The 24873-nt window shown below is 65.8% G+C and carries 21 protein-coding genes and 1 riboswitch; of the genes, 14 read left to right on the top strand and 7 right to left on the bottom strand.

Annotation, left to right across the window (positions count from 1 at the left end; translation table 11 throughout):
- The first annotated feature begins 27 nt into the window (after positions 1-27).
- The 3 genes from ACFY5D_RS07620 (at position 28) to ACFY5D_RS07610 (ending at position 4909) form a co-directional block, all read left to right on the top strand.
- Positions 28-2235, top strand: coding sequence for a thiamine pyrophosphate-dependent enzyme (locus ACFY5D_RS07620; RefSeq protein ID WP_387527206.1), 2208 nt, complete (start codon positions 28-30; stop codon positions 2233-2235).
- 27 nt (positions 2236-2262) lie between these two features.
- Entirely contained in the window at positions 2263-3498 is a 1236-nt protein-coding gene (locus ACFY5D_RS07615) for a dihydrolipoamide acetyltransferase family protein (protein ID WP_387527203.1), read from the top strand.
- A gap of 70 nt (positions 3499-3568) precedes the next feature.
- The gene (locus ACFY5D_RS07610) at positions 3569-4909 is read left to right on the top strand and encodes an MFS transporter (RefSeq protein WP_387527200.1); all 1341 of its coding nucleotides are present in this window, start codon (positions 3569-3571) and stop codon (positions 4907-4909) included.
- Between the two features lie 115 nt (positions 4910-5024).
- On the opposite strand, the gene ACFY5D_RS07605 is transcribed toward ACFY5D_RS07610, so the two are convergent.
- Positions 5025-6299 carry an Nramp family divalent metal transporter gene (locus ACFY5D_RS07605; RefSeq protein ID WP_387527198.1) on the bottom strand — a complete coding sequence of 425 codons (1275 nt, stop codon included), beginning with the start codon at positions 6297-6299 and terminating at the stop codon, positions 5025-5027.
- 116 nt (positions 6300-6415) lie between these two features.
- A complete protein-coding gene (locus ACFY5D_RS07600) occupies positions 6416-7249 on the bottom strand; it encodes a D-alanyl-D-alanine carboxypeptidase family protein (protein ID WP_387527195.1) in 834 nt (277 codons plus the stop codon).
- Between the two features lie 179 nt (positions 7250-7428).
- Between ACFY5D_RS07600 and dcd the strand changes: the two genes are divergently transcribed.
- Complete coding sequence (gene dcd / locus ACFY5D_RS07595; protein ID WP_387527192.1) at positions 7429-8010, top strand: dCTP deaminase; 582 nt, start codon at positions 7429-7431, stop codon at positions 8008-8010.
- 101 nt (positions 8011-8111) lie between these two features.
- Here the strand turns inward: dcd and ACFY5D_RS07590 are convergent, their stop codons facing one another.
- Positions 8112-9143, bottom strand: coding sequence for a malate dehydrogenase (locus ACFY5D_RS07590; protein ID WP_387527189.1), 1032 nt, complete (start codon positions 9141-9143; stop codon positions 8112-8114).
- A gap of 72 nt (positions 9144-9215) precedes the next feature.
- Entirely contained in the window at positions 9216-10553 is a 1338-nt protein-coding gene (locus tag ACFY5D_RS07585) for an MFS transporter (protein ID WP_387527187.1), read from the bottom strand.
- 245 nt (positions 10554-10798) lie between these two features.
- Here ACFY5D_RS07585 and ACFY5D_RS07580 point away from each other — a divergent pair, with 245 nt between their 5' ends.
- The 7 genes from ACFY5D_RS07580 to ACFY5D_RS07550 all read left to right on the top strand — a co-directional run bounded on the left by ACFY5D_RS07580 (position 10799) and on the right by ACFY5D_RS07550 (position 18006).
- Positions 10799-13786, top strand: coding sequence for a Na+/H+ antiporter subunit A (locus ACFY5D_RS07580; protein ID WP_387527184.1), 2988 nt, complete (start codon positions 10799-10801; stop codon positions 13784-13786).
- The gene (locus ACFY5D_RS07575; RefSeq protein ID WP_387527181.1) at positions 13783-14259 is read left to right on the top strand and encodes a Na(+)/H(+) antiporter subunit C; all 477 of its coding nucleotides are present in this window, start codon (positions 13783-13785) and stop codon (positions 14257-14259) included. Before ACFY5D_RS07580 ends, ACFY5D_RS07575 begins: the two co-directional genes overlap by 4 nt.
- Positions 14256-15884: a Na+/H+ antiporter subunit D gene (locus ACFY5D_RS07570; RefSeq protein WP_387527178.1), complete on the top strand. Its 1629-nt coding sequence runs from the start codon at positions 14256-14258 to the stop codon at positions 15882-15884. The genes ACFY5D_RS07575 and ACFY5D_RS07570 overlap by 4 nt, the downstream gene beginning before the upstream one ends.
- A complete protein-coding gene (locus ACFY5D_RS07565) occupies positions 15881-16495 on the top strand; it encodes a Na+/H+ antiporter subunit E (protein WP_387527175.1) in 615 nt (204 codons plus the stop codon). The genes ACFY5D_RS07570 and ACFY5D_RS07565 overlap by 4 nt, the downstream gene beginning before the upstream one ends.
- Complete coding sequence (locus tag ACFY5D_RS07560; protein ID WP_209999345.1) at positions 16492-16755, top strand: monovalent cation/H+ antiporter complex subunit F; 264 nt, start codon at positions 16492-16494, stop codon at positions 16753-16755. Before ACFY5D_RS07565 ends, ACFY5D_RS07560 begins: the two co-directional genes overlap by 4 nt.
- The gene (gene mnhG, locus ACFY5D_RS07555; RefSeq protein ID WP_387527171.1) at positions 16755-17162 is read left to right on the top strand and encodes a monovalent cation/H(+) antiporter subunit G; all 408 of its coding nucleotides are present in this window, start codon (positions 16755-16757) and stop codon (positions 17160-17162) included. Before ACFY5D_RS07560 ends, mnhG begins: the two co-directional genes overlap by 1 nt.
- A 313-nt stretch (positions 17163-17475) precedes the next feature.
- Positions 17476-18006: a hypothetical protein gene (locus tag ACFY5D_RS07550; protein ID WP_387527168.1), complete on the top strand. Its 531-nt coding sequence runs from the start codon at positions 17476-17478 to the stop codon at positions 18004-18006.
- 245 nt (positions 18007-18251) lie between these two features.
- Here ACFY5D_RS07550 and ACFY5D_RS07545 read toward each other — a convergent pair whose 3' ends face one another.
- Positions 18252-18503: a DUF4235 domain-containing protein gene (locus tag ACFY5D_RS07545; protein WP_387527165.1), complete on the bottom strand. Its 252-nt coding sequence runs from the start codon at positions 18501-18503 to the stop codon at positions 18252-18254.
- Between the two features lie 80 nt (positions 18504-18583).
- Positions 18584-18705, top strand: a riboswitch (TPP riboswitch).
- A 54-nt stretch (positions 18706-18759) separates the two neighbouring features.
- Between ACFY5D_RS07545 and ACFY5D_RS07540 the strand changes: the two genes are divergently transcribed.
- Both ACFY5D_RS07540 and ACFY5D_RS07535 read left to right on the top strand, forming a co-directional pair.
- A complete protein-coding gene (locus ACFY5D_RS07540) occupies positions 18760-19395 on the top strand; it encodes an ECF transporter S component (RefSeq protein ID WP_387527162.1) in 636 nt (211 codons plus the stop codon).
- Between the two features lie 13 nt (positions 19396-19408).
- Complete coding sequence (locus ACFY5D_RS07535; protein WP_387527159.1) at positions 19409-21769, top strand: ATP-binding cassette domain-containing protein; 2361 nt, start codon at positions 19409-19411, stop codon at positions 21767-21769.
- Between the two features lie 125 nt (positions 21770-21894).
- On the opposite strand, the gene ACFY5D_RS07530 is transcribed toward ACFY5D_RS07535, so the two are convergent.
- Positions 21895-22356, bottom strand: coding sequence for an NUDIX domain-containing protein (locus tag ACFY5D_RS07530; protein WP_387527157.1), 462 nt, complete (start codon positions 22354-22356; stop codon positions 21895-21897).
- 8 nt (positions 22357-22364) lie between these two features.
- A complete protein-coding gene (locus ACFY5D_RS07525; RefSeq protein WP_387527155.1) occupies positions 22365-23240 on the bottom strand; it encodes an aminodeoxychorismate lyase in 876 nt (291 codons plus the stop codon).
- 133 nt (positions 23241-23373) lie between these two features.
- On the opposite strand from ACFY5D_RS07525, the gene cls reads away from it, so the two are divergent.
- Entirely contained in the window at positions 23374-24864 is a 1491-nt protein-coding gene (gene cls, locus ACFY5D_RS07520; RefSeq protein ID WP_387527153.1) for a cardiolipin synthase, read from the top strand.
- Positions 24865-24873: the final 9 nt, after the last annotated feature.

The following is a 24873-nucleotide window of genomic DNA, read 5'->3' as shown; positions in this document are numbered from 1 at the left end:
CCAGGCAGAACCCTGTGGAGAGACCCAATGGCAGAAGTAAACCCGCTGACACCCGACGCGGAATGGGTCGAACTGGCGACCACGACGGCCGACTGGGACGCCGCCGACCCGGCGTTACTGCGCACCATGCTGGTGCAGATGCAGGTCATACGCTCCTTTGAAGAGGCAGTGCTGGAACTTGCCGGCGAGGGCCTGGTCCATGGACCCGCACACTCGAGCATCGGCCAGGAGGGTGGCGCAGTAGGTTCGGCCATCGACATGCGCCCCGGGGATGGAGTTAACGGCACCCACCGCGGACACCACCAGTTCTTGGCGAAAGCCATGGCCTACCTGGCCCGTGGGACACAAGGGCGGATGGATCCGTCGAATCCGGTCTCCGCTGAGCTCAAGGATCTGTTGCAGCGCACACTGGCCGAGATCCTTGGCCTGGAACAGGGATTCAGCCGCGGCCGCGGTGGCTCCATGCACCTTCAATGGCTGGAGGCCGGGGCTCTGGGTACCAACGCCATCGTCGGCGGCGGCGTCCCGCTGGCCGCAGGCAACGCCTGGGCCCAGCGCCACGCCGATGCCGGGGCCGGTTCCAGCGACCTGACCGCCACCTACTTCGGCGACGGAGCCACGAATATCGGCTCCACACTGGAAACCATGAACCTCGCCGCGGCCTGGAAACTGCCGTTGCTATTCTTCATTGAAAACAATCTCTACGCAGTCTCCACTCACGTCACGGACGTCACCGGCGAGGCGAGGCTCTCCGGGCGTGGTCCCGGCTTCGGCATCCGTTCCTGGCGCGTGGACGGCATGGATCCGCTGGCCGTGCACTTGGCTACCGCCCAGGCAGCCGAGCACATGCGTTCCGGCCGGGGCCCGGCCCTCATTGAGGCCGAGGTGTACCGCTACTTCCACCAGAACGGCCCATTCCCGGGCAGCGCCTTCGGCTACCGGTCCAAGGACGAGGAAAAAGCCTGGCGCGAACGCGACCCGATCTTGCGGGTGGCCGCCGAGCTGCAGCGCCGCGGGCTTATGGACGCCGACCAGATCGTTGCCATGGCGGCGAAGATTGGTGCCGCTTGCGCCGATGCGGTGGCCGCCCTGACCGAACAGGACCCCGAATCAACCAAAAAACGCCGCCGCATCCGCCCCGGGCTGTGGCCCGACCCCTCGTTCGTGGACGTCGGGATCCGCGGAGACGCCGGTGAACTGTCCGGCGTCCGCACAGCCGAGGCAACGACCTTCACCGGGGAAACCGCCGAACGCCGTTTCATTGACGCCGTCGCCGACGTCATGGGCGCGCGGATGAAGTCCGACGACTCGATCGTGGTCATGGGTGAAGACGTGCACCGGCTCAAGGGCGGTACCAACGGCGCCACCCGCGGGCTGGTAGACGCCCATCCGGACCGCGTTCTGGGCACCCCGATCGCGGAAAACGCGTTCACCGGCCTGGCCGGCGGCCTGGCCATGGACGGCCGTTACAAGCCGGTCGTTGAGTTCATGTACGCCGACTTTATGTGGGTCGCTGCAGACCAGTTGTTCAATCAGATCGGCAAGGCCCGCCACATGTTCGGTGGCCAGGGCACGATGCCGCTGGTGCTTCGCTCCAAGGTCGCCTTGGGCACGGGCTACGGCTCCCAGCACTCGATGGACCCGGCGGGCGTGTTCGCCACGCAGCCGGGCTGGCGCATCATCGCCCCATCGACCCCGTTCGACTACGTGGGTGCCATGAACGCGGCCCTCGCTTTAAACGACCCGGTGGTCATCATCGAGCACGTGGATCTTTACGCCTCCACTGGCGTCGCTCCGGTGTCGGACTTCGACTACCAGCTGGAGCTGGGCAAAGCGGCGATACGCCGGGAGGGGACCGAGCTGACGGTGCTGACGTACCTGGCCATGGTGGAGCCGGCTCTTGCCGCTGCTGCCGACGCCGCCCTGGACAGCGAAGTCATTGACCTGCGCTGGCTGGACCGCGCCTCCATCGACTGGGACACCATCGGGGCGAGCCTCAAGAAGACCAACAACGTGCTCATCGTCGAACAGGGCGCCCGCGGAACCTCGTATGGGGACTGGCTCTCCGACGAAATCCAGCGCCGCTTCTTCGACCACCTCGATTCGCCGGTGCAGCGTCTCACCGGCGCCGAATCCTCGCCGAGCATTTCCAAGGTCCTTGAGCGCGCGGCGTATACCGGCCGCGAGGAAATCGCCGCCGCACTGGCCGCCGCCGCAACCAATCTGGGCCGATAGGCCCTCCGAAAACTGGAGGAAAAACCCATGGCAACCTTCGTGAAAATGCCCGCCGTCATTGCCGATGCCGATTCGGCATTCCTGGCCTCATGGCTCAAGCAGGTTGGCGACACCGTGAAAACCGGGGATCCGCTGGCCGAAATCGAAACCGAAAAGGCCACCGTGGAGATGGCGGCCGACGCAGAAGGAACTGTGGCCCGGATTTTGGTGCCCTCCGGCTGCAGCGTCGAGGTCGGCACACCCATCGCCGTGCTGGCGTTGGCCCACGACAACGAGGCCGCCATCGAAGCGCTGCTGGCGGACTCCGGAGTAGTGCCTTCCGACGCGCCCGCGGAGGCACCTGTGCTGGTGCCAGCCGATGCCCAAGCCCAATTCGATGGCCGGCGGATCTTCAGCTCGCCGCTGGCTCGCCGCCGGGCCCGCGAACTGGATGTCGATCTGGCCAATCTCGTGGGCACCGGCCCCTCTGGCCGAATCTTGCGCGAGGACGTGGAGACCGCGTCGCGCAAGACCCCCGAGGTCGTCTTCGAAACCCCCGCCGCAGCCCCCGTAGCTCCTGCCGCTGAGCATTCCGGACTCCCGAACGGAGCCGAACGCATCGAACTCACCCGGATGCGCCAGGCCATCGCCCGCAGGCTGACGGAATCCAAGACCACCGTTCCGCACTTCTATCTCACTGTGGACGTGCGCATGGACGACCTAGTGGCCTTGCGCAAGCAGGCCAACACCAGCGCGCCGCGCAACATCACGGTCAATGACTTGGTAGTGCGCGCCATCGGTCTGGCCCTGACCGAGGTTCCCGAGGCCAATGCGGTCTGGGCGGGGGACTCGATCATCCGCCATGCGCATGCCGATATCGCGGTTGCGATTGCCACCGAAACCGGGCTGCTGACCCCCATCGTGCGAAACGTTGATATCACGTCGATCACCGGGATCTCGGCAACCATCGAGGACTATGCGCGGCGGGCCAAAATAGGGAAGATCCGTCCGGACGAGCTGACCGGGGGTACGTTCACAGTGTCGAACTTGGGCATGTTCGGGACCAAGGAATTCTCCGCGATCCTGAATCCGCCGCAGGCAGGAATCCTCGCTGTCGGAGCCGCCGAGGCCCGACCTGTCGTCCTCGACGGTGAGCTGGCCATCGCTACACAAATGACTTGCACGCTCTCCGCCGACCACCGCGTGATCGACGGTGCCGTCGCCGCGCGGCTGTTGGCCGCATTCAAGGAACGGATTGAAAATCCGCTCTCCATCTTGCTTTAGTCAACCCTTCCGAACCGAAAATAGAATCTAGTGTGCGTGGTTGCCACCTACACCGGACATAAGGAATCTCATGAAAGCACTCGCTTCACTGAAGCCCGGTAACCCGGCCTACGTGGCAGCCATGAACAAGCTCAACTTCCGCCGGTTGATGCCGCTGCTGATGCTGGCCTACATCATCTCCTTCTTGGACCGCACCAATATCGGAATGGCCAAGGGCCGTTTGGAAATCGACCTCGGCATCAGTGCCGCGGCCTACGGGCTGGGCGCCGGCCTGTTCTTCCTTGCCTACGCCGCTCTGGAAATCCCCAGCAACCTGATCCTGCACAAAGTCGGCGCGCGCTTCTGGATCACCCGCATCATGGTCACCTGGGGTATCTTGTCCGCCTGCATGGCCTTCGTTGTGAATGACATCTCGTTCTACATCATGCGTATCCTGTTGGGTGCCGCCGAAGCGGGCCTCTTCCCTGGAGTCATGCTGTACCTGACTTACTGGTTCGGGCGTGACGTGCGGGCCCGGGCCAACGGCTACTTCCTCATCGGTGCCTGCATTGCGGTCGTCGCGGGTGGACCGCTGGGTGGACTGCTGCTGGAAATGGACGGGGTCGGCGGCTGGCACGGCTGGCAGTGGATGTTCCTGATCGAGGGACTTCCTGCGGTGCTGCTGGCCGTCGTGGTGTGGAAGATGCTGCCGGACCGTCCGCGGGATGCCAAGTGGCTGACCGTCGAGCAAGCTTCGGAACTGGAATCGCGACTCGCGGCTGAACAAGCCGAATCCGTCGGCGCCTCCGGCACGCATTCGTTCTGGGCGATCTTCAAAGACCGGACGGTCATGCTGGCGATCTTCATCAATCTCGCCCACCAGGTTTCGCTGTACTCGGTGACCTACTTCCTGCCCAGTGTCATCGCCAAGTCCAGCGATATGGCCCCGTGGTTGGTCGGCTCTCTGGCTTCGGTCCCGTGGTTCTTCGGTGCCCTGGGCGCTCTGCTGATCACGCCGCGGGCCAACACACCGCAGAAGACCAAGAACTTCGTGATTATTGGCCTGATTGCCATGAGCGTCGGCACGACCATCGGTGTGCTGGGCGGATCGGTGTTGAGCCTAGTTGGATTCGCGCTGGCGGGTTTGTTCTGGTTCGTCGTTCAACCGATCATGTTCTCCGTGCCTGGCACCCGGCTAAACGGCGTCACTCTGGCCTCCGGCCTGGCCCTGATGAACACCATCGGCATCACAGGCGGATTCTTCGGACCGACGATCATGGGCGCTGTTGAAGCAACGACGGGAAGCGGACTCGGCGGCCTGTGGTTCGCCATCGCGCTGCTGCTCATTGCCGTCGTGGCTGCCTGTTTCCTGCAACTTGATCCTACAAAGGCCCAATCCGAGCGGACGAAGAAGGAAAGCATATCGGCCTGATGCCGAACGGGTAGTGAAACACCCCCCTCCATAACGAGATGGACCTTTCTGCCGGCATCCCAGATGTCGTCGGAAAGGTTCATCTCGTTCTTCCCCGTGGCTTCGGCTCGGTGGCCTAACCGCGAATGGTCAGCACGATCAGGACTACGTTCAACGCGATCAGCAACGCTGAAACCAGCATGCCCGCGGCGGTGGTGAACCACTTGTTGGCGTGGTGGCCCATGACGCTGCGGCGGGCCGTGAGGTTCACCAGGGGGATCAGCGCAAACGGGATGCCGAAGGACAGCGCGACCTGGCTCAGGATCAGGGCGAATGTCGGATCGACGCCCGCGGCAAGGATGATCAGCGCGGGCGTGAGGGTGATGAGCCGGCGGACGACGATGGAGATGCGCCGGTGCAGCAGCCCGTCCATGATCTCGGCCCCGGCGTAGGCGCCAACGGCCGTCGAGGCCAGGCCGGAGGCCAGCAGGCCCACGGCGAAGAGCGTGGCGATGACCGGGCCCAGCGCAGTCTCAAGTGCGGCGTGGGCTCCCTCCAGCGAGTCGGTTCCCTCGATCCCGGAGAGGTTGACGGCTGCCAGCAGCAACATGGCCACGTTGACCGACCCCGCGATGAGCATGGCGATCGAGACGTCCCAGCGTGTCGCCTTCAGCAGGCGGGGAATGCTGAGCTGGCTCGGGGCCCGGCCGAAGCGGTCGCGGGCTAGCGAGGAGTGCGCGTAGATGGCATGGGGCATGATCGTTGCCCCGAGAATCGACGCGGCCAACAGCACCGAGTTGGCGTCGGCGAAGCGCGGAACCAGTCCGCTGGCCAGACTGGAGGCCTCGGGCGGTGCGATCACGACCCCGGCGCAGAACCCGACGGCGATGATCAGCAGCAGTGCAATCACGATGCGTTCGAAGACCCAGGGGCCCTTGTGGGTCTGCACCAAGAGAAGGCCCATGGAGATCACGCCGGTGATCAATCCACCGAGCAACAGCGGCAGGTCAAAGAGCAGGTACAGGGCCACGGCCCCGCCGATGACCTCTGCGATGTCGGTGGCCATGGCGACCGCCTCGGCCTGCAGCCAGTAGGCGATCCTGCCCGCGCGGGTCCCGAAGCGGTCGCGCAGCGCCTCGGGAAGGGACATGCCCGTGACCACGCCCAGCTTGGCCGAAAGGTATTGGACCAGCCATGCCATCACGTTGCCGCTGACAACCACCCACACCAGCAGGTACCCGTATTGGGCGCCGGCGCTCATGTTTGCCGCAACGTTGCCGGGATCCAGGTAGGCGACGCCTGCGACCAGGGCCGGGCCAAGCAACCAGAGGAGGCGCCGGGATGACGGCAGCGCCGTCGATGCGTGGGTTGTTTCGGCGGCGACGGCGGCGCCGAAATTATTTTTAGGCATGACTAAAGAGTAGCGTTTTTTAGCCATGCCTAAAACAGTCTGTGCAACATGTTTCCGACGATGGCTGACGCCTTGCGGCAGGGCAAGCGCCGCTCCGTGTCGAATTGCCCCGGAGGTCAGCGGGCGAAGTCGTAGCCGATGGACCAGTCGCGGTACGGGGGAAGGAAACGCAGGATCAGCAGGGACTCGCGTTGCTGCTTCATTTCCTCGGCGGTCAACGGCTTCACCTTCGTGGCCTTGACCAAGCTCGCGTGGTATTCCTCGAAGGTCGTGGCCTTGGCTGCCTTCATGGCCAGTGCCTGATCGACTCCGATGTAGCGAAGGTGCCAGGGCTCGTGCTTGTAGCCGGTGACCTTTTCGCCGTCGGCGGGATAGCGAACGATGAAGCCGAAGCGTTCGACGTTCTTGGCCAGCCACTTGCCTTCGGGCGTGTCACCGAAGCAGGCCTTCAGGTCACAGGCCGTGTTGCGCGATCCTAAGTCCGTTGCGAGTCCAAGCTGGTGTTCGCTGGTGCCCGCGGGAGCCGAAATGCGGGTTGCGAACTCGACCCCGTAGCGCGCCTTGTACTGGTTGAAGAGGGCAGCCTGTCGGTCGTAGGAACGGTAGGCGCTCAGGACCGTCGGTGAAAGGGAATCCTTGCGGGCGGCATCGAGCAGGCTTTCCAACGCCGTGGCCGCCTCGTCACGCAGTTGCGAGTCGCTGCCCGCGACCGTGCGGAGATCCTTGGGCTTGTAGTTTGCCGGCTTCAGGGCGTTGTCGCGGTTGACCAAAACCAGCAGCGAGGCCGGGTCCTTGGTGAGCTCATTCGCGGTGGGCGCCTTGGGCTGTTTCTCCGAGCCAACCGAAGGGGTGCCCGGGGCAGCCATGGCCGCCGGAGCTGCGGCGACGCCGGAAACCAGCAGGCTGACGCCCAGCAGGAGCGCGGGAACGCCAAGACGAAACGAAGACACGATGCCCTTTCACGAACTGAAACACCAAGGAACAGTTTCAGGATAACCGCTGAACCTTGGATAATCCTTGCGCGACCACCCCCTGCATGGTGTGGGAGGGATCCTGCGGCGGGGTCATCTACGGCACAACCACGTTGCCAATGCCTGACAGGAGCGGTAAATGGGATATTTTGGGTGTTGTGCTGATTTCTGATGGTGATATTCGACGCGAACTCGCGGCCGACCGTATTAAGCTGGACCCCTTCGACCCGGCGATGGTTCAGCCGGCAAGCGTTGACGTGAGGATCGACCGGTTCTTCCGGCTCTTCGATAACCACAAGTACGCCCACATCGACCCGGCACTGGACCAGCCGGAGCTGACCCGCCTGGTGGAGGTCGAGCCCGACGAGCCGTTCATCCTGCACCCCGGTGAATTCGTGCTTGGCTCGACCTACGAAACCGTCACGCTGCCGACCGACATCGCTGCGCGCCTCGAGGGCAAGAGCTCGCTCGGCCGGCTCGGCCTTTTGACCCACTCCACCGCGGGATTCATCGACCCCGGGTTCTCCGGCCACGTGACCCTGGAGCTTTCCAACATGGCAACGCTCCCGATCAAGCTCTGGCCCGGATCCAAGATCGGGCAGCTCTGCTTCTTCAAGCTTTCCTCCCCGGCCGAGCACCCCTACGGCTCCGGTGCCTACGGCAACCGCTACCAGGGCCAGCGCGGGCCCACCGCCTCGCGCAGCCACCTGAACTTCCACCGGACGACGCTGGAAAACTAGTACGCCTTGCCGAATGCCCGGACCACCTGGTCCGGGCATTCGCTGCTTAATCGTCGTCGGCATTTGCGATCCACGGTCAGGACTGGACGGCACGGAGCCGGCTAGGGGATCAGCCCGAGGCTTCGGACCATGTCGCGCTCGTCCTGCAACTCGCGGACCGACTTGTCGATGCGTGCCTGCACCGCGGGTGAAACCGCCAGCCCCTGCTCGATCTCCCAGGCCTGGTTGTTGCTGCGCACCGGGAACGAGCTGACCAGCCCCGGCTCGACCCCGTAGGAGCCGTCGGAAACCCGGGCGGCGGACGTCCAGGAAGATCCGGTGCCCAGCACCCAGTCGTGCACGTGGTCCACCGCCGCGGCCGCGGCCGATGCCGCCGAGGAAGAGCCCCTGACCTCGATGATCTCGGCGCCGCGCTTGGCCACCCGGGGAATGAAAGTTTCATCCAGCCAGGCCTCGACCTCACCGGGACTGCCCAACACCGCCGCAAGTGCCTCGGGAAGGGCCCGCGTCACCCCGTGGGAATCCGTGACGGTGCCGTGTGCGATGTCGGGAACCTGCGTGGCCGAATGGTTTCCCCAAATGGTGACGTTGCCGATCGCGCTGACCGGCACCTGAAGTGTCAGCGCCAGTTGCGCAAGCGCCCGGTTGTGGTCAAGGCGCGTCAGGGCGGTGAACCGTTCGTCCGGGACGTCGGGTGCGTGCGCCGAGGCAATGAGCGCGTTGGTGTTGGCCGGGTTGCCGACCACCAGCACCTTCACGTCGTTGGCGGCCCGGGCATTGATGGCGGCACCCTGCGGCGCGAAAATTGCGCCGTTGGCCTGCAGCAGGTCCCCGCGTTCCATGCCCGGGCCGCGCGGGCGCGCCCCGACCAGCAGGGCGATGTTCGTCCCCTCGAACCCGGCGGAAACGTCGGTGGTGACATCGATCGAGCGCAGGGCAGGGAAGGCGCAGTCCTGCAGTTCAAGGGCGGTTCCCTCGGCGGCCTTGAGGCCGGCCGGGATTTCAAGCAGCCGCAGGCGCACCGGTGTGTCCGGGCCCAACATGGCGCCGGAGGCTATGCGGAAAAGCAGGGCGTAGCCGATCTGTCCGCCCGCTCCTGTCACGGTCACTGTCACGGGGGTGTGTGCGCTCATGGTCCCATCGAACCACGGCGGTTAAGCCGGTGTCAGTAGCCGGGGCCCGATCGGGAGCGCCATGACACCCGGTCAGGCGAGCTGCTCCACGCCCAGACGACGGGGCGCGCGCACCGGCAACAGCAACGCCAGGCCCAGCAGCAGGACCAGGATGATGCCAAGGATTCCGTAGCGCTGCGCGTCGTCGACGAACGGCTTTGCCAGCGCGATGGATGTCGCGAACAGGAACGGCGCCAGGAAGCTCACCGCGCGGCCGGTGGTGGCGTACAGTCCGAAGAGCTCACCCTCCTGCCCGGCCGGTGCCAGCCGAGCCAGGAAGGCCCGGCTGGAGGACTGCGCGGGCCCCACGAACAGGCAAAGCATCAACCCGAAGATCCAGAATCCCGTGGCGTCGGGGGAGAAGAAGACCCCGAGGCCGGCAACAACGAGTCCGATCAACGAGGTGACGATGACGTTCTTCGGGCCGACCTTGTCATCGAGCCAGCCGCCGAGCATGGCGCCGATCGCCGCAACGACGTTTCCGACAATGGCAAAGATGATCACCTGGGTCAGCGGGAACCCGAAGGTGCCCGCGGCAATGACGCCGCCGAAGGTGAAGACCGCGGCCAGCCCGTCGCGGAACACGGCGCTGGAGATCAGGAAGTAGACGGTGTGGCGGTCGGCGCGGGCAAGAGCCACCACGCGGTAGAAGAGTTCCTTGTAGGACTGTAGCACCGTGAAGCGGGGGCCACCCGCGGTGCCCGGAATTTCCGGGACGGCAAAAAGTACCGGCAACCCGAAGCCCATGAACCACACCGCCGAGAACACCGCAACCAGGCGCAGGTTCAGCGCATTTTCCTCGGAGGCACCTGCCCACGGGAAGATCGGTGTGACGAGCATGAACAGGACGATCGCCAGGGCCACGATGCCGCCGAGGTAGCCCATTCCCCAACCGAAACCCGAGACCTTGCCGATGGTCGCGGGGGTGGAGATCTGCGGCAGCATGGCGTTGTAGTTCACCCCGGCGAACTCGGCAAAGACCGAGGCGAGGGCGATGAGCGTGACACCCAGGACCAGGAAGCGCGGTTCGGGGAAGACGAAGAAGCAGGCAGCCGTGAGTACCGCGACAATCACGGTGTTGACGCCGAGCCAGAAACGCCGGCGGCCGCCCGCATCGGAGCGCAACCCCATGACGGGGGCCAGCAGCGCGATGGCGAACCCGGCTATGGCCAGGGCGTTGCCCAGCACCACGGAGTTCGCGTCCTTGTCGCCGAACAGCTCGCTCGTCAGGTAGACCGTGAAGACAAAGGTTGTCATCACCGCGTTGATCGCGGCCGAGCCCCAGTCCCAAGAAGCCCACGCCAGCGTGGTTTTATTGACAACTTTGGGTTTGATGGCCGGGTCCGGCGTCCCGACGGAATACTCGCTCATGGCTGCATCGTAACCGCTTCCGGCTTCCGCCGGGTTAACGATGCTGCGCCATGACGGCTTCCGTGTCGCGCACCGACCTTGTCGGGCCGGGTTAACACCGTTCGGGCCCGCAGTATTCCCGCGCCTGAAAAGGGTCGTTGGGGCGCGGTCGGGCACGGGGGAGAAGGGCTCGGCTGGTAGGGTTAAAAGCCATACATTGACCACTTGTTGCCAGGATCCTGGCCGCGCCGACCTCAGGAGATACTGTGCTCCTCGTCCTGTTCGCGCTCTTTGCCGTGGCCGGAATTGCTCCGCTGATCTTCCGGAAACTGGGTCGTTCAACGTTCTACGTCCTGGCGGCCGTTCCTGCCATCGCCTTCGTATGGCTCTTGGGCAACTTCCCGTCCTTCACCAACGCACAACAGTCGGCCGCGAGCGGGCTCCCCAACGCGCCTCCCTCCGAGCTCTACGAGTGGATCGGGCCGCTGAACACCCACCTGGATTTCCGGATGGACGCTCTCGCAGCAATCCTTTGCCTGCTGGTGCTCGGCGTCGGGGCCCTGGTGCTGTTTTACTGCGCCAGGTACTTCAAGAGCGAAGAAGCGAACATCGGCACCTTCGGCGCCCAGCTGCTGGCCTTCGCCGGCGCCATGTTCGGTTTGGTGACGGCCGATGACATGATCCTGATGTTCATCTTCTGGGAACTGACGACGATCCTTTCCTACCTGCTGATCGGCTTCAACCGCACCCGCATGAGCGCCCGGCGTTCGGCGCTGACCGCGCTGATCGTGACCACGTTCGGCGGGCTGACCATGCTCGTGGGCCTGGTCATGTTGGGCCAGGCCGCAGGCACCTACCGCATCTCCGAGATCATGGCCATGGCCCCCGACCTCGTCTCGATGGGCACGTTCATCGACGTGGCGATCCTCCTGGTCCTGGTCGGCGCCGTCTCCAAGTCGGCCCTGGTGCCCTTCCACTTCTGGCTTCCCGGGGCCATGGCCGCGCCCACCCCGGTCTCGGCCTACCTGCACGCCGCCGCGATGGTCAAGGCAGGCGTCTACCTGGTGGCGCGCTTGGCGCCCGGCTTCAACCAGACCGCGTTCTGGGAGCCGATGCTGCTGGTCCTGGGCCTGGCGACGCTGCTGATCGGCGGCTGGCGCGCCCTGAAGCAGCACGACCTGAAGCTGGTGCTGGCCTACGGAACCGTCTCCCAGCTCGGCTTCCTGATCCTCATCCTGGGTCTGGGCGGCGCGAACGCGGCGCTGGCGGGCATGGCCATGATGCTGGCGCACGGCTTCTTCAAGGCGACGCTCTTCCTGGTGGTCGGCATCATCGACCACAAGGCCGGAACCCGCGACCTGCACCAGCTCTCCGGGCTCTACAGGAGCTCCCCACTGCTCTTCGTTGTCGCGGCGCTTGCCGCGGCCTCGATGGCCGGCTTCCCGCCGCTGCTGGGCTTCGTCGCCAAGGAATCGGTCTACGAGGCGCTGCTCGAGTACGCGGCCGACAACGGAACCACGGGCACGCTGCTGCTGGTCGGCGTGGTGCTCGGCACGATCATGACCTTCGCCTACTCCGCGCGCTTCCTCTGGGGCGGGTTCGCCACCAAGCAGGGCCTGGCACCCACGCCCTTCCCGAAGGTCCCGGCGCTCTTCCTGGCCCCGCTGCTGGTGCTCACCGTCGCCACGGTGGTCTTCGCCTGGGTGCCCGGCGTGCTCGAGGACATCATCGACCCCTACGTGGGCCTCTTCCCGGCCGCCGCACACCCCATCCACCTGGGACTCTGGCACGGCTTCACCCCGGCTCTGGGGCTGAGCGTGCTGACCATGCTCGCCGGCGCCGGGCTGTTCCTGGCCCGCGAAAGGGTCTTTGCCGTCCAGTCCAAGGTCCCGGCGCTGCTGGATGCCGACCGCGACTACAAGCACCTGGTCAATGGCGTGGACAACCTGGCGATCTGGCTCACCGGCCGGACCCAGCGAGGCTCGCTCTCCTTCTACCTGGTCGTGATCCTGACCGTGGCGCTGGTGGTCCCGACGTTCGTCTCGGTCTGGTTCACCACCCCGGCACCCGGCAACTTCGTCGCCTTCGATTCCCCGGCGCAGCTGGTGATCGGGCTGATCATCATCATTGGTGCCATCGGCGCGGTGCAGGCCGACCGCCGCTTCCTGGCGGTGCTCATGGTCTCGGTCACCGGCTACGGCATGGCCGCGATCTTCGCCCTGCAGGGCGCCCCGGACCTCGCGGTGACCCAGCTGCTGGTGGAGACCATCGTGCTGGTCGCCTTCGTGCTGGCGCTGCGCGCGCTGCCCGTCGAGATCTGGGCCAAGAACCCCACCGGGCACCGGCTGGGCCGCGCCCTGATCGGCATCGGCTTCGGCGCCTCCATGGTGTACATCGCCGCGACGGCCATGGCCTCGCGCATCGCCGAGCCGATCTCGCTGGCCTACCCGGAGCTGGCCTACACGGGCGGCGCCGGCAAGAACATCGTGAACGTGACGCTCGTGGACATGCGCGCCTGGGACACCTTCGGCGAGATCACCGTGCTGGCCGCGGCCGCCACGGGCGTCGCCTCGCTGATCTTCGTGCGCGGACGCGGGGACTCGCGCCTGCGGGCCTCGGCCGTCGCCACCGGGTCGGTGGACCTCGGCTCCGAGGCCATCGGCAGCCACGGGCGCAGCAAGGCCGGGCTGGCCGTGGCCCGGAACTTCGCACGTTCCACGCACGACTCCTGGCTGGTCGCCGGCCACACGCTGGCCCCGGAGCGCCGCTCGATCACCTTCGAGGTCGTCACCCGGCTGCTCTTCCACACCATCCTGCTGGCCTCGCTCTACCTGTTGCTCACCGGGCACAACACCCCCGGCGGCGGTTTTGCCGGCGGCCTGCTGGCCGGCCTGGCGCTGACCATGCGCTACCTGGCCGGCGGGCGCGTGGAGCTCGCCGAATCGACCCCGATCAGCCCCGGCACCATGATGGGCGTCGGGCTGGGCCTGGCCTCGCTGACGGCCGTGGCGCCGCTGCTCTTCGGCCTGCAGATGTTCACCTCCGCCGCCTTCGAGTTCACGCTGCCGCTCTTTGGCACGCACAAGTTCGTGACCTCCACGATCTTCGACATCGGGGTGTACCTGGTGGTCATCGGGCTGGTCATCGACGTGCTGCGCTCGCTCGGCTCCGAGATCGACGAGCGCTCCGAGGGCCGCAGCCCCACCGACCTGCACGACCAAGTATCTGACGCCGACACGGGAGTGGGACGATGAGTACCAATGTCACATTGCTCATAGTGATGGGCGTGCTCTTTGCGGTGGGCATCTACCTGCTGCTCGAACGCAGCCTGACCCGGGTGCTGCTGGGCATCGTGTTGCTGGGCAACGGGGTGAACCTGCTGATGCTCTCCACGGGCGGGCGCAGCGGCCTGGCCCCGCTCTACGAAAAGGGCACCGACCCGGCGGAGTACTCGGACCCGCTGCCGCAGGCGCTGATCCTCACCGCGATCGTCATCACCTTCGCGGTGACGGCGTTCATGCTCGGCATCATCTACAGGTCCTGGGTCATCTCCCGGGCCGACGTGGTCGCCGACGACGACGAGGACCTGCGCGTCTCCCAGCAGTCGCCCTTCGACTTCGAGGAAGACTCGCCGGTCCCCGAGGACACCACCGAGTTCGAGGGCGATGAAGCGGTCCTCGCATCCAACACCGAGACGAACACCGACCCGGGGGAGGCCCGCGCATGATCGATGCCCCGCTCACCGCGGTGTCCTTTGCACCGCTTGCCGTCGCGCTGCCGATCTTCGGCGCCGCGCTGGCCTTCATCCTGCGCCGCCACAAGCGTTCGCAGCGGCTTGTCACCATCGGGGTCCTGGTGTTCACGCTGGCCCTGGAATCCTGGATGCTCGCCACCGTCTGGAACGGCGGGACGTACTCCGTCACCCTGGGCGGCTGGGCCCCGCCGTTCGGCATCTCGATGGTGGTCGACGGGTTCTCCGCGTTCATGCTGGTGGTCTCCACCATCGTCTCGCTGGCCGTGCTGCTCTACGCCACCAGCCAGGGCATGGCCGACGGCGACGAGGACGGTCCCGTATCGATCTTCCACCCGGCCTACCTGATCCTGGTCGCGGGCGTGTCCAACGCCTTCCTGGCCGGGGACCTCTTCAACCTCTACGTGGGCTTCGAGATCCTGCTGACCGCCTCCTACGTGCTGCTGACCCTGGGCGGGACCAACGCGCGCATCCGCGCCGGCACCACCTACGTGGTGGTCTCCGTGGCCTCCTCGCTGCTCTTCCTGATCTCGATCGCGATGATCTACGCGGCCGCCGGCACCGTGAACATGGCCGACCTGGCGGTGAAGCTGCCGCAGGTTTCCGAGGGCACCCAGATGGTGCTGCACGTGATGCTGCTGGTCGCCTTCGGCATCAAGGCCGCGGTGTTCCCGCTGTCCTTCTGGCTTCCGGACTCCTACCCGACAGCCCCGGCCCCGGTGACCGCGGTGTTCGCGGGCCTGCTGACCAAGGTCGGCGTGTACGCGATCATCCGCACCGAGACGCTGCTGTTCCCCGGGAACAAGCTCTCGACGCTGCTGATGGTCGCGGCCGGGCTCACCATGCTGGTGGGAATCCTGGGCGCCGTGGCGCAGACGGACATCAAGCGCATGCTCTCCTTCACGCTGACCAGCCACATCGGCTTCCTGATCTTCGGTGTCTCGCTGGGCAACCAGCTGGGCATGGCCGCGACGATCTACTACGTGGCGCACCACATCGTGGTCCAGACCTCGCTGTTCCTGGTGGTGGGCCTGATCGAACGCCGCGGCGGCACCTCGAACATCGACAGGCTCGGTTCGCTGGCCAAGATCTCCCCGGTGCTTGCGCTGCTCTTCTTCATCCCCGCCATGAACCTCGGCGGCATCCCGCCGTTCTCCGGCTTCCTGGGCAAGCTGGGGCTGGTCCAGGGCGGCGCCGAGGCCGGCACGCCGCTGGCCTGGACGCTGATCGGCGTTTCGCTGCTCACCTCGCTGCTGACGCTGCTGGCCGTCGCACGCGTGTGGAACAGGGCGTTCTGGCGCAAGGCCGAGGACGCCACCGACCCCGACCCGCTGCTGCTGGTCGGCGTGCACGGCGCCCGCGGGGCCACCTACGACATCGTCGCGGACGAACCCGCCAGCCGCTACAGCGACCGGGGCGACACCGCGCTGCTACCCAACGGCATGGTCGCCATGACGGCCGCGCTGGTCCTGGTGGGCCTGGCGCTGACCGTCTTCGCCGGACCGATCTTCGAGTTCAGCGACAGATCCGCTTCCCAGATCATGGACAACGGCAACTACATCGAGGCAGTGCTCGGATCGACGACGGAGGTCTCGCCATGAGTCCACAGCAGCGCCTGAGCGATGCCAAGAACGAAAGCGGCAAGCGCCAGCGCGCCACGCTGCGCCAGGAACTCCCGCTGCTGGTTTGGATGGTCCTGGTGTGGGGCGCCCTGTGGCAGGACTTCGCGCCGGGGAACCTGGTGTTCGGGCTGCTGCTCTCGCTGATCGTCGTCAACCTCTTCCAGCTGCCGCCGGTGATCCTGTCGGGCCGCTTCAACGTGCTGCGGGCCCTCGCCTTTGCGGTGTCGTTCCTGTGGGACGTCGTGCGTGCAAGCTTCGAGGTCATGTTCCTTGCGGTGTTCCGCGGGCCGGAGACCAAGAGCGCCGTGGTTGCCGTGTCGCTGCGCACCGAATCGGACCTGATGGTCACCGCGGTGGGGCATGCCCTGACGCTGGTGCCGGGATCCTTCGTGGTGGAGGTGGACAGGCGCTCATCCACGCTTTACCTGCACGTGCTGAACGTCAAGGACCAGGCCGGCGTCGACAGGGCGCGCACCGAGGTGCTGGACCTCGAGGCCAAGCTGATCCGCATCATGGGCAGCAAGGACGAACTGGCCGCATTGAATGCCGAAACACGGAGCGCCGCAACCGGCAAGGAAGGGACGCGATGAGCGTAGTTTTGTGGATTTGCGGGACCATTCTTTCGGTATCCGCTTTCCTGGCCATCATCCGCTTGGTCAAGGGACCCTCGATCCTCGAGCGCGTCATCGCCACCGACGTGCTGCTGCTGATCGTTTCGGCGGCGCTGTGCCTTGAGATGACGGTGAACAAGCACACCAACAACCTGGTGTTCGTGGTCCTGGCCTGCCTCGTCGGGTTCATCGGCTCGGTCACGGTTTCCCGCTATGTCACGGATCGAAGGAACGCCTGATGCACGACACGATCATCGACATTGTCGCCGGCGTCTTCATGATCCTGGGGTGCCTGATGTCCCTCGCCGCGGGCATCGGCTTGCTCCGCTTCCCGGACCTGCTTTCACGCATGCACGCGGCGACCAAGCCGCAGGTGCTGGGCCTGTTCCTGCTGCTTTCCGCGCTGGGACTGGAGCTCCGCAGCTGGGCCGTGGTCCCGGTGCTGCTCTTGGCCTGGATCGTCCAGCTGCTCACCGCGCCGGTCTCGGCGCACATGGTCGGCCGCGCCGGCTACCGCACCCGCCACCTCAAGCGCGACACGCTTGTCGCCGACGAACTGGCCACGGTGGTCGAGGAAGCGGGCAGGCGCGAAAGCCGGGACCAGGGCGAGAACCCGCCCACGGACCGCACCGACTTCATGGACTAAGTGCGGATGCAGCTGGTCTTCGGCGACCAGCCGCAACTGAAAACAAATGCCCCAGACCGTCATCGGCGGCGAGGCAGTGACGCTCCAAGTCCCGGACAGCTGTGGTACCAGTCAATGACTTGGAGTTCAGTGCTTGTAGGGTGCATTTGCTGGATCCAGCACGTGGGAAAACAAAAAAACGAGTACATCTCACCCTTGTAGGGGAACTGTCGCTGAGATTGACTTTGGGGCATGCCAGGGCCTCGGAACCCAAGGTTTCCATGGGCCCGGCTGCCAGGTTATTGCAACGGCCCCCCGAACAACGGAGAGACCCATGAACCGCACCACCGTTCGTCGAATTGCACCTGCTGCCCTGCTTACCTCCGCACTGCTCGCCGTATCGTCGGCAGCTGTCGCCGCACCTCCGCCGCCCCGGCCGGACTTTCCGCCTGGGGTGGTGGTTCCCGCCGGGGCTGCCTGTGATTTTGCGCTGGGGATTGCCGGGACCGGCGCCAAGGCGCGCATCAAGACATTCGCAAACGGCAGCCAGATCATCTCGGGCAAGGGCTATCTGCTGACCTACACGAACGCGGACACCGGGAAATCCGTGTCCTTCGAAACCAACGGAACGTCCGAGCACACGTCGGCCCCCGACGCTGAAAACGTCGTGACCATCACGTCGAGGGGAAGCACCGGCCTGATCCTGTTTCCGCCTCCGGATGCCTCTAATGTTCCTGGCGTAGAAGCGCCGTCAGCAATCCAGTACACGGGACGCATCGTCTTCACCTTCGACCTCGATGACGGCCGTACTACTCTGCTCAGTGCTTCCGGGACACAACGGGACCTCTGTGCCGAGCTGTCCTAGGCGGAACAAGCATAGCCGGGATGGCGGGTAACGCCGGCCCGTCCGGCAGACTCCACGGAGGGGCACCCTAGGGTGCTCCTCCGTCTTGTCGCGTGGGGCGTGACTGCCAACCCCGTTTGGTGGATAAAGCACATCCCGACGACGAGTCGGCTCCGGTGGCACCGATTCGCGACAGCCGGACCCATAGGCTTCTGCGCAAGACAAAGGACCCGAAGAAGAATCTTCGGGTCCTAGAAGTCAGTAAGTTACGAGTTCTTTGTGAACTTTGCAATCGCCTTTTGGGTGCCACGGTCGGTGAGCACCTGGATCAGCGCCGCGGTGACTGCCGAAAGGAGGGCAAACCCGATGGCCTGGCGCATGGTGGCCTCGGCTTGGGCTTCCTTGTTCCCGTGCTTGGGCGGCTGCTGGCCCGTAAACCCGACCCACAGCTTGTCGACGATTTTCCCGCCAAGGAATCCCGCGGCGATGGAGATCAGCGGGCCAACTAGTTTCATCATGCTGTTCACGGGTACTCCCAATATGTTGCGGCAACGGTACCTGCACCAGCATAGCCTGCGGTAGCATGACAGGACTGAAACATTTACGACAGGGGAGCGCCGCACGGTTTAGGCCATGCCGAGGCGCTGAGAGTGCGGAAAACCGCAGACCCTCGAACCTGCCCCGGCTAGTACCGGCGAAGGAAGTCGAGTTCTCAGGGGTGCGCTGAGAAAAACGCATTCCCTCCCCTCCTTGTATCCAAGGAGGATCATCATCATGAGCACCATCGAAGGCCGCAACGGCCAAAGCAGCGCAGCACCCAAGACCAGTTCCTGGCGTGTCGTCGACATCGTCATTGCCGCGGTCATCGCGGTGTCCTCGGGCGTCATCTTCTGGGCCTGGAACAACACCCACCACGTCCTGGATTTCCTGTTCCTCGCATTCCCGCCATCCTCCGCACTGGTTGCGGGCATGTGGCTGTTCCCCGCGGTCCTGGGAGCGCTCATCATCCGCAAGCCCGGAGCCGCGCTCTTCTGCGAACTTGTCGCGGCAATGGTGAGCTCGCTGCTGGGCTCGGAATTCGGGTTGACGGTATTGGCTTCCGGTCTGGTCCAGGGCCTCGGCGCCGAAGCCGTCTTCGCCGCGTTCCGCTACCGCCGCTGGAACCTGCCCGTGGCACTGCTGGCCGGCGCAGCCACTGGCCTGTTCGGCGGCATCAACGACGCTTTCATCTTCCGCTGGTTCCCCGAGTACACCGTGGCCATGCAGCTGACCTACGTCGCCTTCATGACCGTCTCCGGCCTGGTCATTGCGGGCCTGCTGTCCTTCTACGCCACCCGCGCCCTGGCCAAGACCGGTGCACTGGGAGCATTGGCCAGCCGCAAGGCGGCAACCGAACCAACATTCGGCTAGGAAGCCCGAACCCATGAACACCCCTTCAACGCTGCACCAAGGATCCGGCACCTCGTTGCCGAACAAGCACGGTGCAGCAGTATCGGTCACCGCCAAGGACTGGGGGTGGCGCCACGCCGACCGGACCAACCCGGCACTGTGGGGACTTGACCTGGAGATTCCCGCGGGGCAACGCGTGCTGTTGGCGGGCGCCTCCGGTGCCGGCAAATCAACGCTCCTCTACGCCCTGGCCGGCGTCCTCCACGAAGACGACGAGGCATATTCCTCGGGTGAGCTCCTGCTCGACGGCCGACCCGCGTCCGAGGGCCGCGGGCTGGTGGGGCTCATGCAGCAGGATCCCGAAACCCAAGTGGTCCAGGCCCGGGTCGGGGACGACGTGGCCTTTGGCGCCGAGAACCTGTCGGTGCCGCCCGCAGAGATCCAGCGACGGATCGTCGAGGCACTCGACGCGGTTGGTTTGGAAGTTCCGCTGGATCATCCGACCAGCGCGCTTTCGGGCGGGCAAAAGCAACGGCTGGCCCTTGCCGGAATCCTTGCCATGGGACCGGGACTTGTGCTGCTTGACGAACCCACGGCAAACCTTGACCCGGCCGGGGTCCTTGAGGTCCGCGATGCGGTCATCAGGGCGCTGGATTCCACCGGGGCAACGCTGCTGATCGTCGAACACCGCCTCGATGCCTGGGCGCCGCACATGGACAGGGTCATCGTGCTGGAACCCGGCGGGGGAGTGTCGCACGACGGGAGCCCGGAGCTGCTCTTTGCCCCGGGCCCGGTGCGCGATGAACTCGTCGCGGCCGGCGTCTGGGTGCCCGGGTACTCGCCGTCGATCGGGGCCATCAATTCGGCCCCGGCGGGCGCCCCCGTCTTGCTGGAGGCAAAGGACCTGTCGGTCACCCGGAAAAAGGGCGGATCGGTTGCCGCCGGCAACCTGGACCTCCGCATCACGGGCGGCAACGCCTGGTGCATCCGCGGGGCCAACGGCGCCGGCAAATCGACGTTTGCGCTGACCCTGGGCGGACTCCTGCCGCAGGCCTCGGGCGTCCTGCTGGCCACCGGCGACCTTGCCGACGGCACCGAGGCCCGCCCCTACAACTGGCGTGCAACCGAGCTGGTCGGCCGCATCGGTTCGGTCTTCCAGGAACCGGAGCACCAGTTCGTGGCCGCCACGGTCCGCGAGGAACTGGCCTTCGGGCCAAGGCACGCGGTGAAACCCGGAACCAGGGAACCGCTCTTCGACGACGGGGCCATCGAGCAGCGGGTCGACGAACTCCTGCAGCGGCTTCGGCTCGAGCACCTTGCCGAGGCGAACCCGTTCACCCTTTCGGGCGGCGAAAAGCGGCGGTTGTCGGTGGCCACTGTGCTGGCATCCAGCCCGGCCATCCTGATCCTCGACGAGCCGACCTTCGGACAGGACGCAAACACCTGGCGGGAACTGGCCATGCTGTTGCGCGAGGAGCTGGCCCGCGGCACGGCGATCATTGCGGTGACCCACGACGTGGACTTTGCCAGGGCCTTGGGCGCCGAGGAATTCTTCATCAGCGCCGAACCACGCAAAGCCGGAAACGTTGAGGGCCGCACCGGATTGCTGGAAGCCGATGCGCGCGGCGGTGCCAGTTTCCTGGGCAAGGCAAACCCGCTGTCCAAGTTGCTGGCCGTGGGTCTGGCGACCATCCCGCTGGTTGCCAGCATGGACTGGGTCAGCAGCGGGTTGGTTGTCGTGGCGACGGTGTTGCTCCTGCCGCTGGCGGGGCTTTCGCTGGGGCGGTTCCTCTCCCGGGCCTGGCCGCTGCTGTTGGCCGCGATCTTTGCCGCCTGGGGCACCGCCCTGGTGGGCAACGATTCCGGGGATGTGCTGCTGAACCTGGGGATCTTCACCATCACCGAGGGTTCGGCCGCCGCGGGTGCCGCCACCGGATTGCGTGCCTTCGCAGTCGCCGTGCCGGCCGTGCTGGTGCTGTTCACCACCGACCCCACCGACCTTGCCAATGCCCTGGCGCAAAAAGCGAAACTGCCGCACCGCTTTGTCCTCGGGGCGCTGGCCGGTATGCGGTTGCTGGGGCTGCTGATCGAGGAATGGACGACCCTGGGCATGGCCCGCAGGGCCCGCGGCGTGGGAAGCCGCGGATCGCTCGGCCAACGCGTGCGGGCGAACCTGGGGCAGGTCTTCGGGCTGCTGGTTCAGGCCATCCGTCGTGCCTCGCGCCTTGCCGTGACCATGGAGGCCAAGGGGTTCGGCACGTCGGCACGGACCTGGGTGCGCGATTCGGTCTTCACCGCGCGCGATCTCTGGATCGTGATCTTCGGGTTGTTGCTCGGCACCGCGGCGATTCTCGGTGCGGTGCTCACGGGCACCTGGAACCTCGTCTGGACCTAAACGCGCGCGGTTCCAGCAAGCTGTTCCAACCACAGGGGGCCTTGGCCCGGGCATGATTTCCCGGGCCAAGGCCCCTGTCGGTTTGGCCGCCGGATCCAGACGGGCCGCGTTGCCTCAGCGTGAAGCTAGGCGTCGAATCCGAGCGATGCGATCGGTGCGAGGGTTCCTTCGCGGAACCCCTCGAGCACATAGCGCTCATGGGGTGGCATCAGCTCCGGAAGGTCGTCCAGGCCAAACCACCGCAGGTCCGCGCATTTCTCCGGTTCCCGGATGCCGGGATCACCCTCCCACCTGTCGCAGGCGAAGAAGAAATCAACGCGCTGGTCCAACAACCTGGTCCCGCCGTTGGTCCTGTGCAGGGTGGTCAACGGGGTGAGGGCATCAGGCGAGATCGAAACGCCGATTTCCTCCATGGCCTCACGCACCGCGGCATCGAGGGCCGATTCCCCGGCTTCCACGTGCCCGGCCGCGGCGCAGGCCCAATGCCCGTCCATGAAGCCGGTGTTTTGCCGCAATTGCAGCAGGACCCGGCCGCCGCGAAGCAGCAGAATGTAGGCGGCCGGAACCACTGCGAATCCATTGCCCATGCCCGCCCTTAGCCGATCGAGTTGACCATGGCGGTGAGCTCCGCGTGAAGCTCCGCGTCCCGGGCAATGCCGACGCCGTCGATGGAATTCACCGGGGTCAGCAGGCGAACGCTGGAGACCAGCCAAACGCCTTCCGCGTCCATGAGGTTTTCGGGGGTCAGCGGGCCGTAGCCCAGTTCCCAGCCGGCGGCCTTGGCAGCATCGAAGATTGCGCCCTGGGTGGTTCCGGGGAGGATGCCGGTTTCCAGGGTCGGGGTGATCAGCCGCTTGATGTCGCCGTCGCGGTGGGCCAGCAGCACGGTGGAGGTCGGACCTTCCAGGACGATGCCGTCACTGGAGGTGAAGATGACGTCGTCGGCGCCGTTCTTCTTGGCGTGGCGCAGGGCCGCCATGTTCACGGCGTAGGAAAGGGTCTTGGCGCCCATCAGCAGCCACGGCGAACGCTCGGCGACCATCGAGTCGTAGCCGCGGTCGAGCAGGATCACGCTGACCCCGCTTTCGCGCTGGACTCGCCCGATTTCGGGGGCCGCGGAGACCACGACCCAGCAGGTTCCGTGGCCGGTTCCCTCGGTGCCGCGCGTTGCGATCAGCTTCACGACGGCTTCCTCGCACGGGGTGCTTGCGTCGAATACCTCAACGGCCGTGGCAATGGCTGCACGCCAGGCTTCCTCGGCGGGGATCGACAGGTCGCAGGCGTCGGCCGACACCCGCAGGCGGGACAGGTGCGCCTCGATCTTGCGGACCACCGAGCCGGTGTAGAGCATGGATTCGAAAACCCCGTCCCCGCGGGTGGCGCCCTGGTCCAGCACCGAGAGCTGTGGTTTCGAGGCATCGGCGATGCGGCCGGCGGGGAAATCGGGGTCAAGGAACACAAGTGCAGTCATGGTTAAAGGTTACCGGTGAGTGGGTGCCTGCGGCGGATCCGGGCGCGGGCACCGCCTGGGTTTCGCGGCCGGACCTGGCACTGAAGGTAGGCTGGTGGATGGGCCCGATGGCGGCTCTGGCAAGGAGGAACCCATGGACGACGGCACCGGTGCGCTCACCGTCGGCGCTGCCCTGTGGTCGGTCGCCGTCACCCTGGAAATCGCCATCCGCATCACCATGATCGGGATCGTTCCGGGCAACCGCCGCCCGACGACCGCCATGGCGTGGCTCCTGGCCATCTTTTTCATCCCGGTCGTCGGCCTGCTGCTGTACCTGCTTTTTGCCAACACCAAGCTCTCGCGCCGGCGGATCCTTCGGCAAAAGCGCGTCAACGAATCGATCCTTGAAAACACCCAGCACATGGTCGGCGAGCAGGTGGTGCCCGATGCGCCGGACTGGGTGCTCTCCGCCGTGGCGCTCAACAAGTCGCTCGGGGCGCTGCCGCTGCAAAAGGGAAACGCCGTCGAGTTCATCACCGGCTACGCCGATTCCTTTCTCCAGATGCGCCGCGAGATCGACAGGGCACGGCGCTACATCCACGTGCAGTTCTACATCGTGGGAGACGACGAAACCTACGTGAGCCCGATCCTCGAGGCCCTGGAACGCGCTGTGGCCCGCGGCGTCAAGGTCCGGGTGCTCTTCGACCACCTCGGGACCATCCGCGTCAGGGGCTACATGGCGCTGACCCGGCGGATGACCGAGGCCGGCATCCAGTGGCGCCGGATGCTTCCGGTGGCGCCGTTCCAGCGCCAATGGCGGCGCCCGGACCTGCGCAACCACCGCAAGATCATGGTCGTGGACGGGCAGGTGGCGTTCACCGGGAGCCAGAACCTGATCGAGCCGGGCTACAAGCGGGCTTCCTCGCACCGGCTCGGCCGCACGTGGGTCGAGCTGATGGCCAAGGTCCGCGGGCCGCTGGTCACCAGCCTGGACGTGGTCTTCGCAACGGACTGGTCGCAGGAAAGCGACGAGGACCTGCTGCAGGACCTCGCCGCCGAGGAGTCCTCCATCCGCGAGGCCCCGAACGCGGGCGAGGCGATCGGCCAGCTGGTGCCCAGCGGGCCCGGCTTCGAGACAGAGAACAACCTTCGGCTGTTCAACACGCTGATCTACTCGGCCACCGAGCGGCTCTCCATCACCAGCCCCTACTTTGTGCCCGACGATTCCCTGCTGTATGCGATCACCACGGCCGCCCAGCGCGGCGTGGCGGTGGAGCTCTTCGTCTGCGAGAAGGGCGACCAGTTTCTGGTCCACCGGGCCCAGCAGTCCTACTACGAGGTGCTGCTCAAGGCGGGTGTGCGGATCTACCGCTACCGCGCCCCCGACGTGTTGCACTCCAAGTGTTTTGTCGTGGACGACGAGGTCGCGGTGTTCGGCTCCTCGAACATGGACATGCGGTCGTTCTCGCTGAACCTGGAGATCACCCTGATGCTCCTGGGCCGGGACATGGCGGCCGAGCTCATGCGGGTGCAGGACAGCTACCGCGCCGAATCGGTGGAGCTGACCCTGGACGAGTGGAAGAGCCGCAGGCCGCTCAGCCGCTGGATCGACAACGTCGCACGGCTCTCGGCCACACTGCAATAACCTACGGGA

The sequence above is a fragment of the Paeniglutamicibacter sp. NPDC012692 genome, from assembly GCF_042901625.1.
GTDB lineage: Bacteria > Actinomycetota > Actinomycetes > Actinomycetales > Micrococcaceae > Paeniglutamicibacter.
This window is presented reverse-complemented; position numbering and strand designations above follow the sequence as displayed.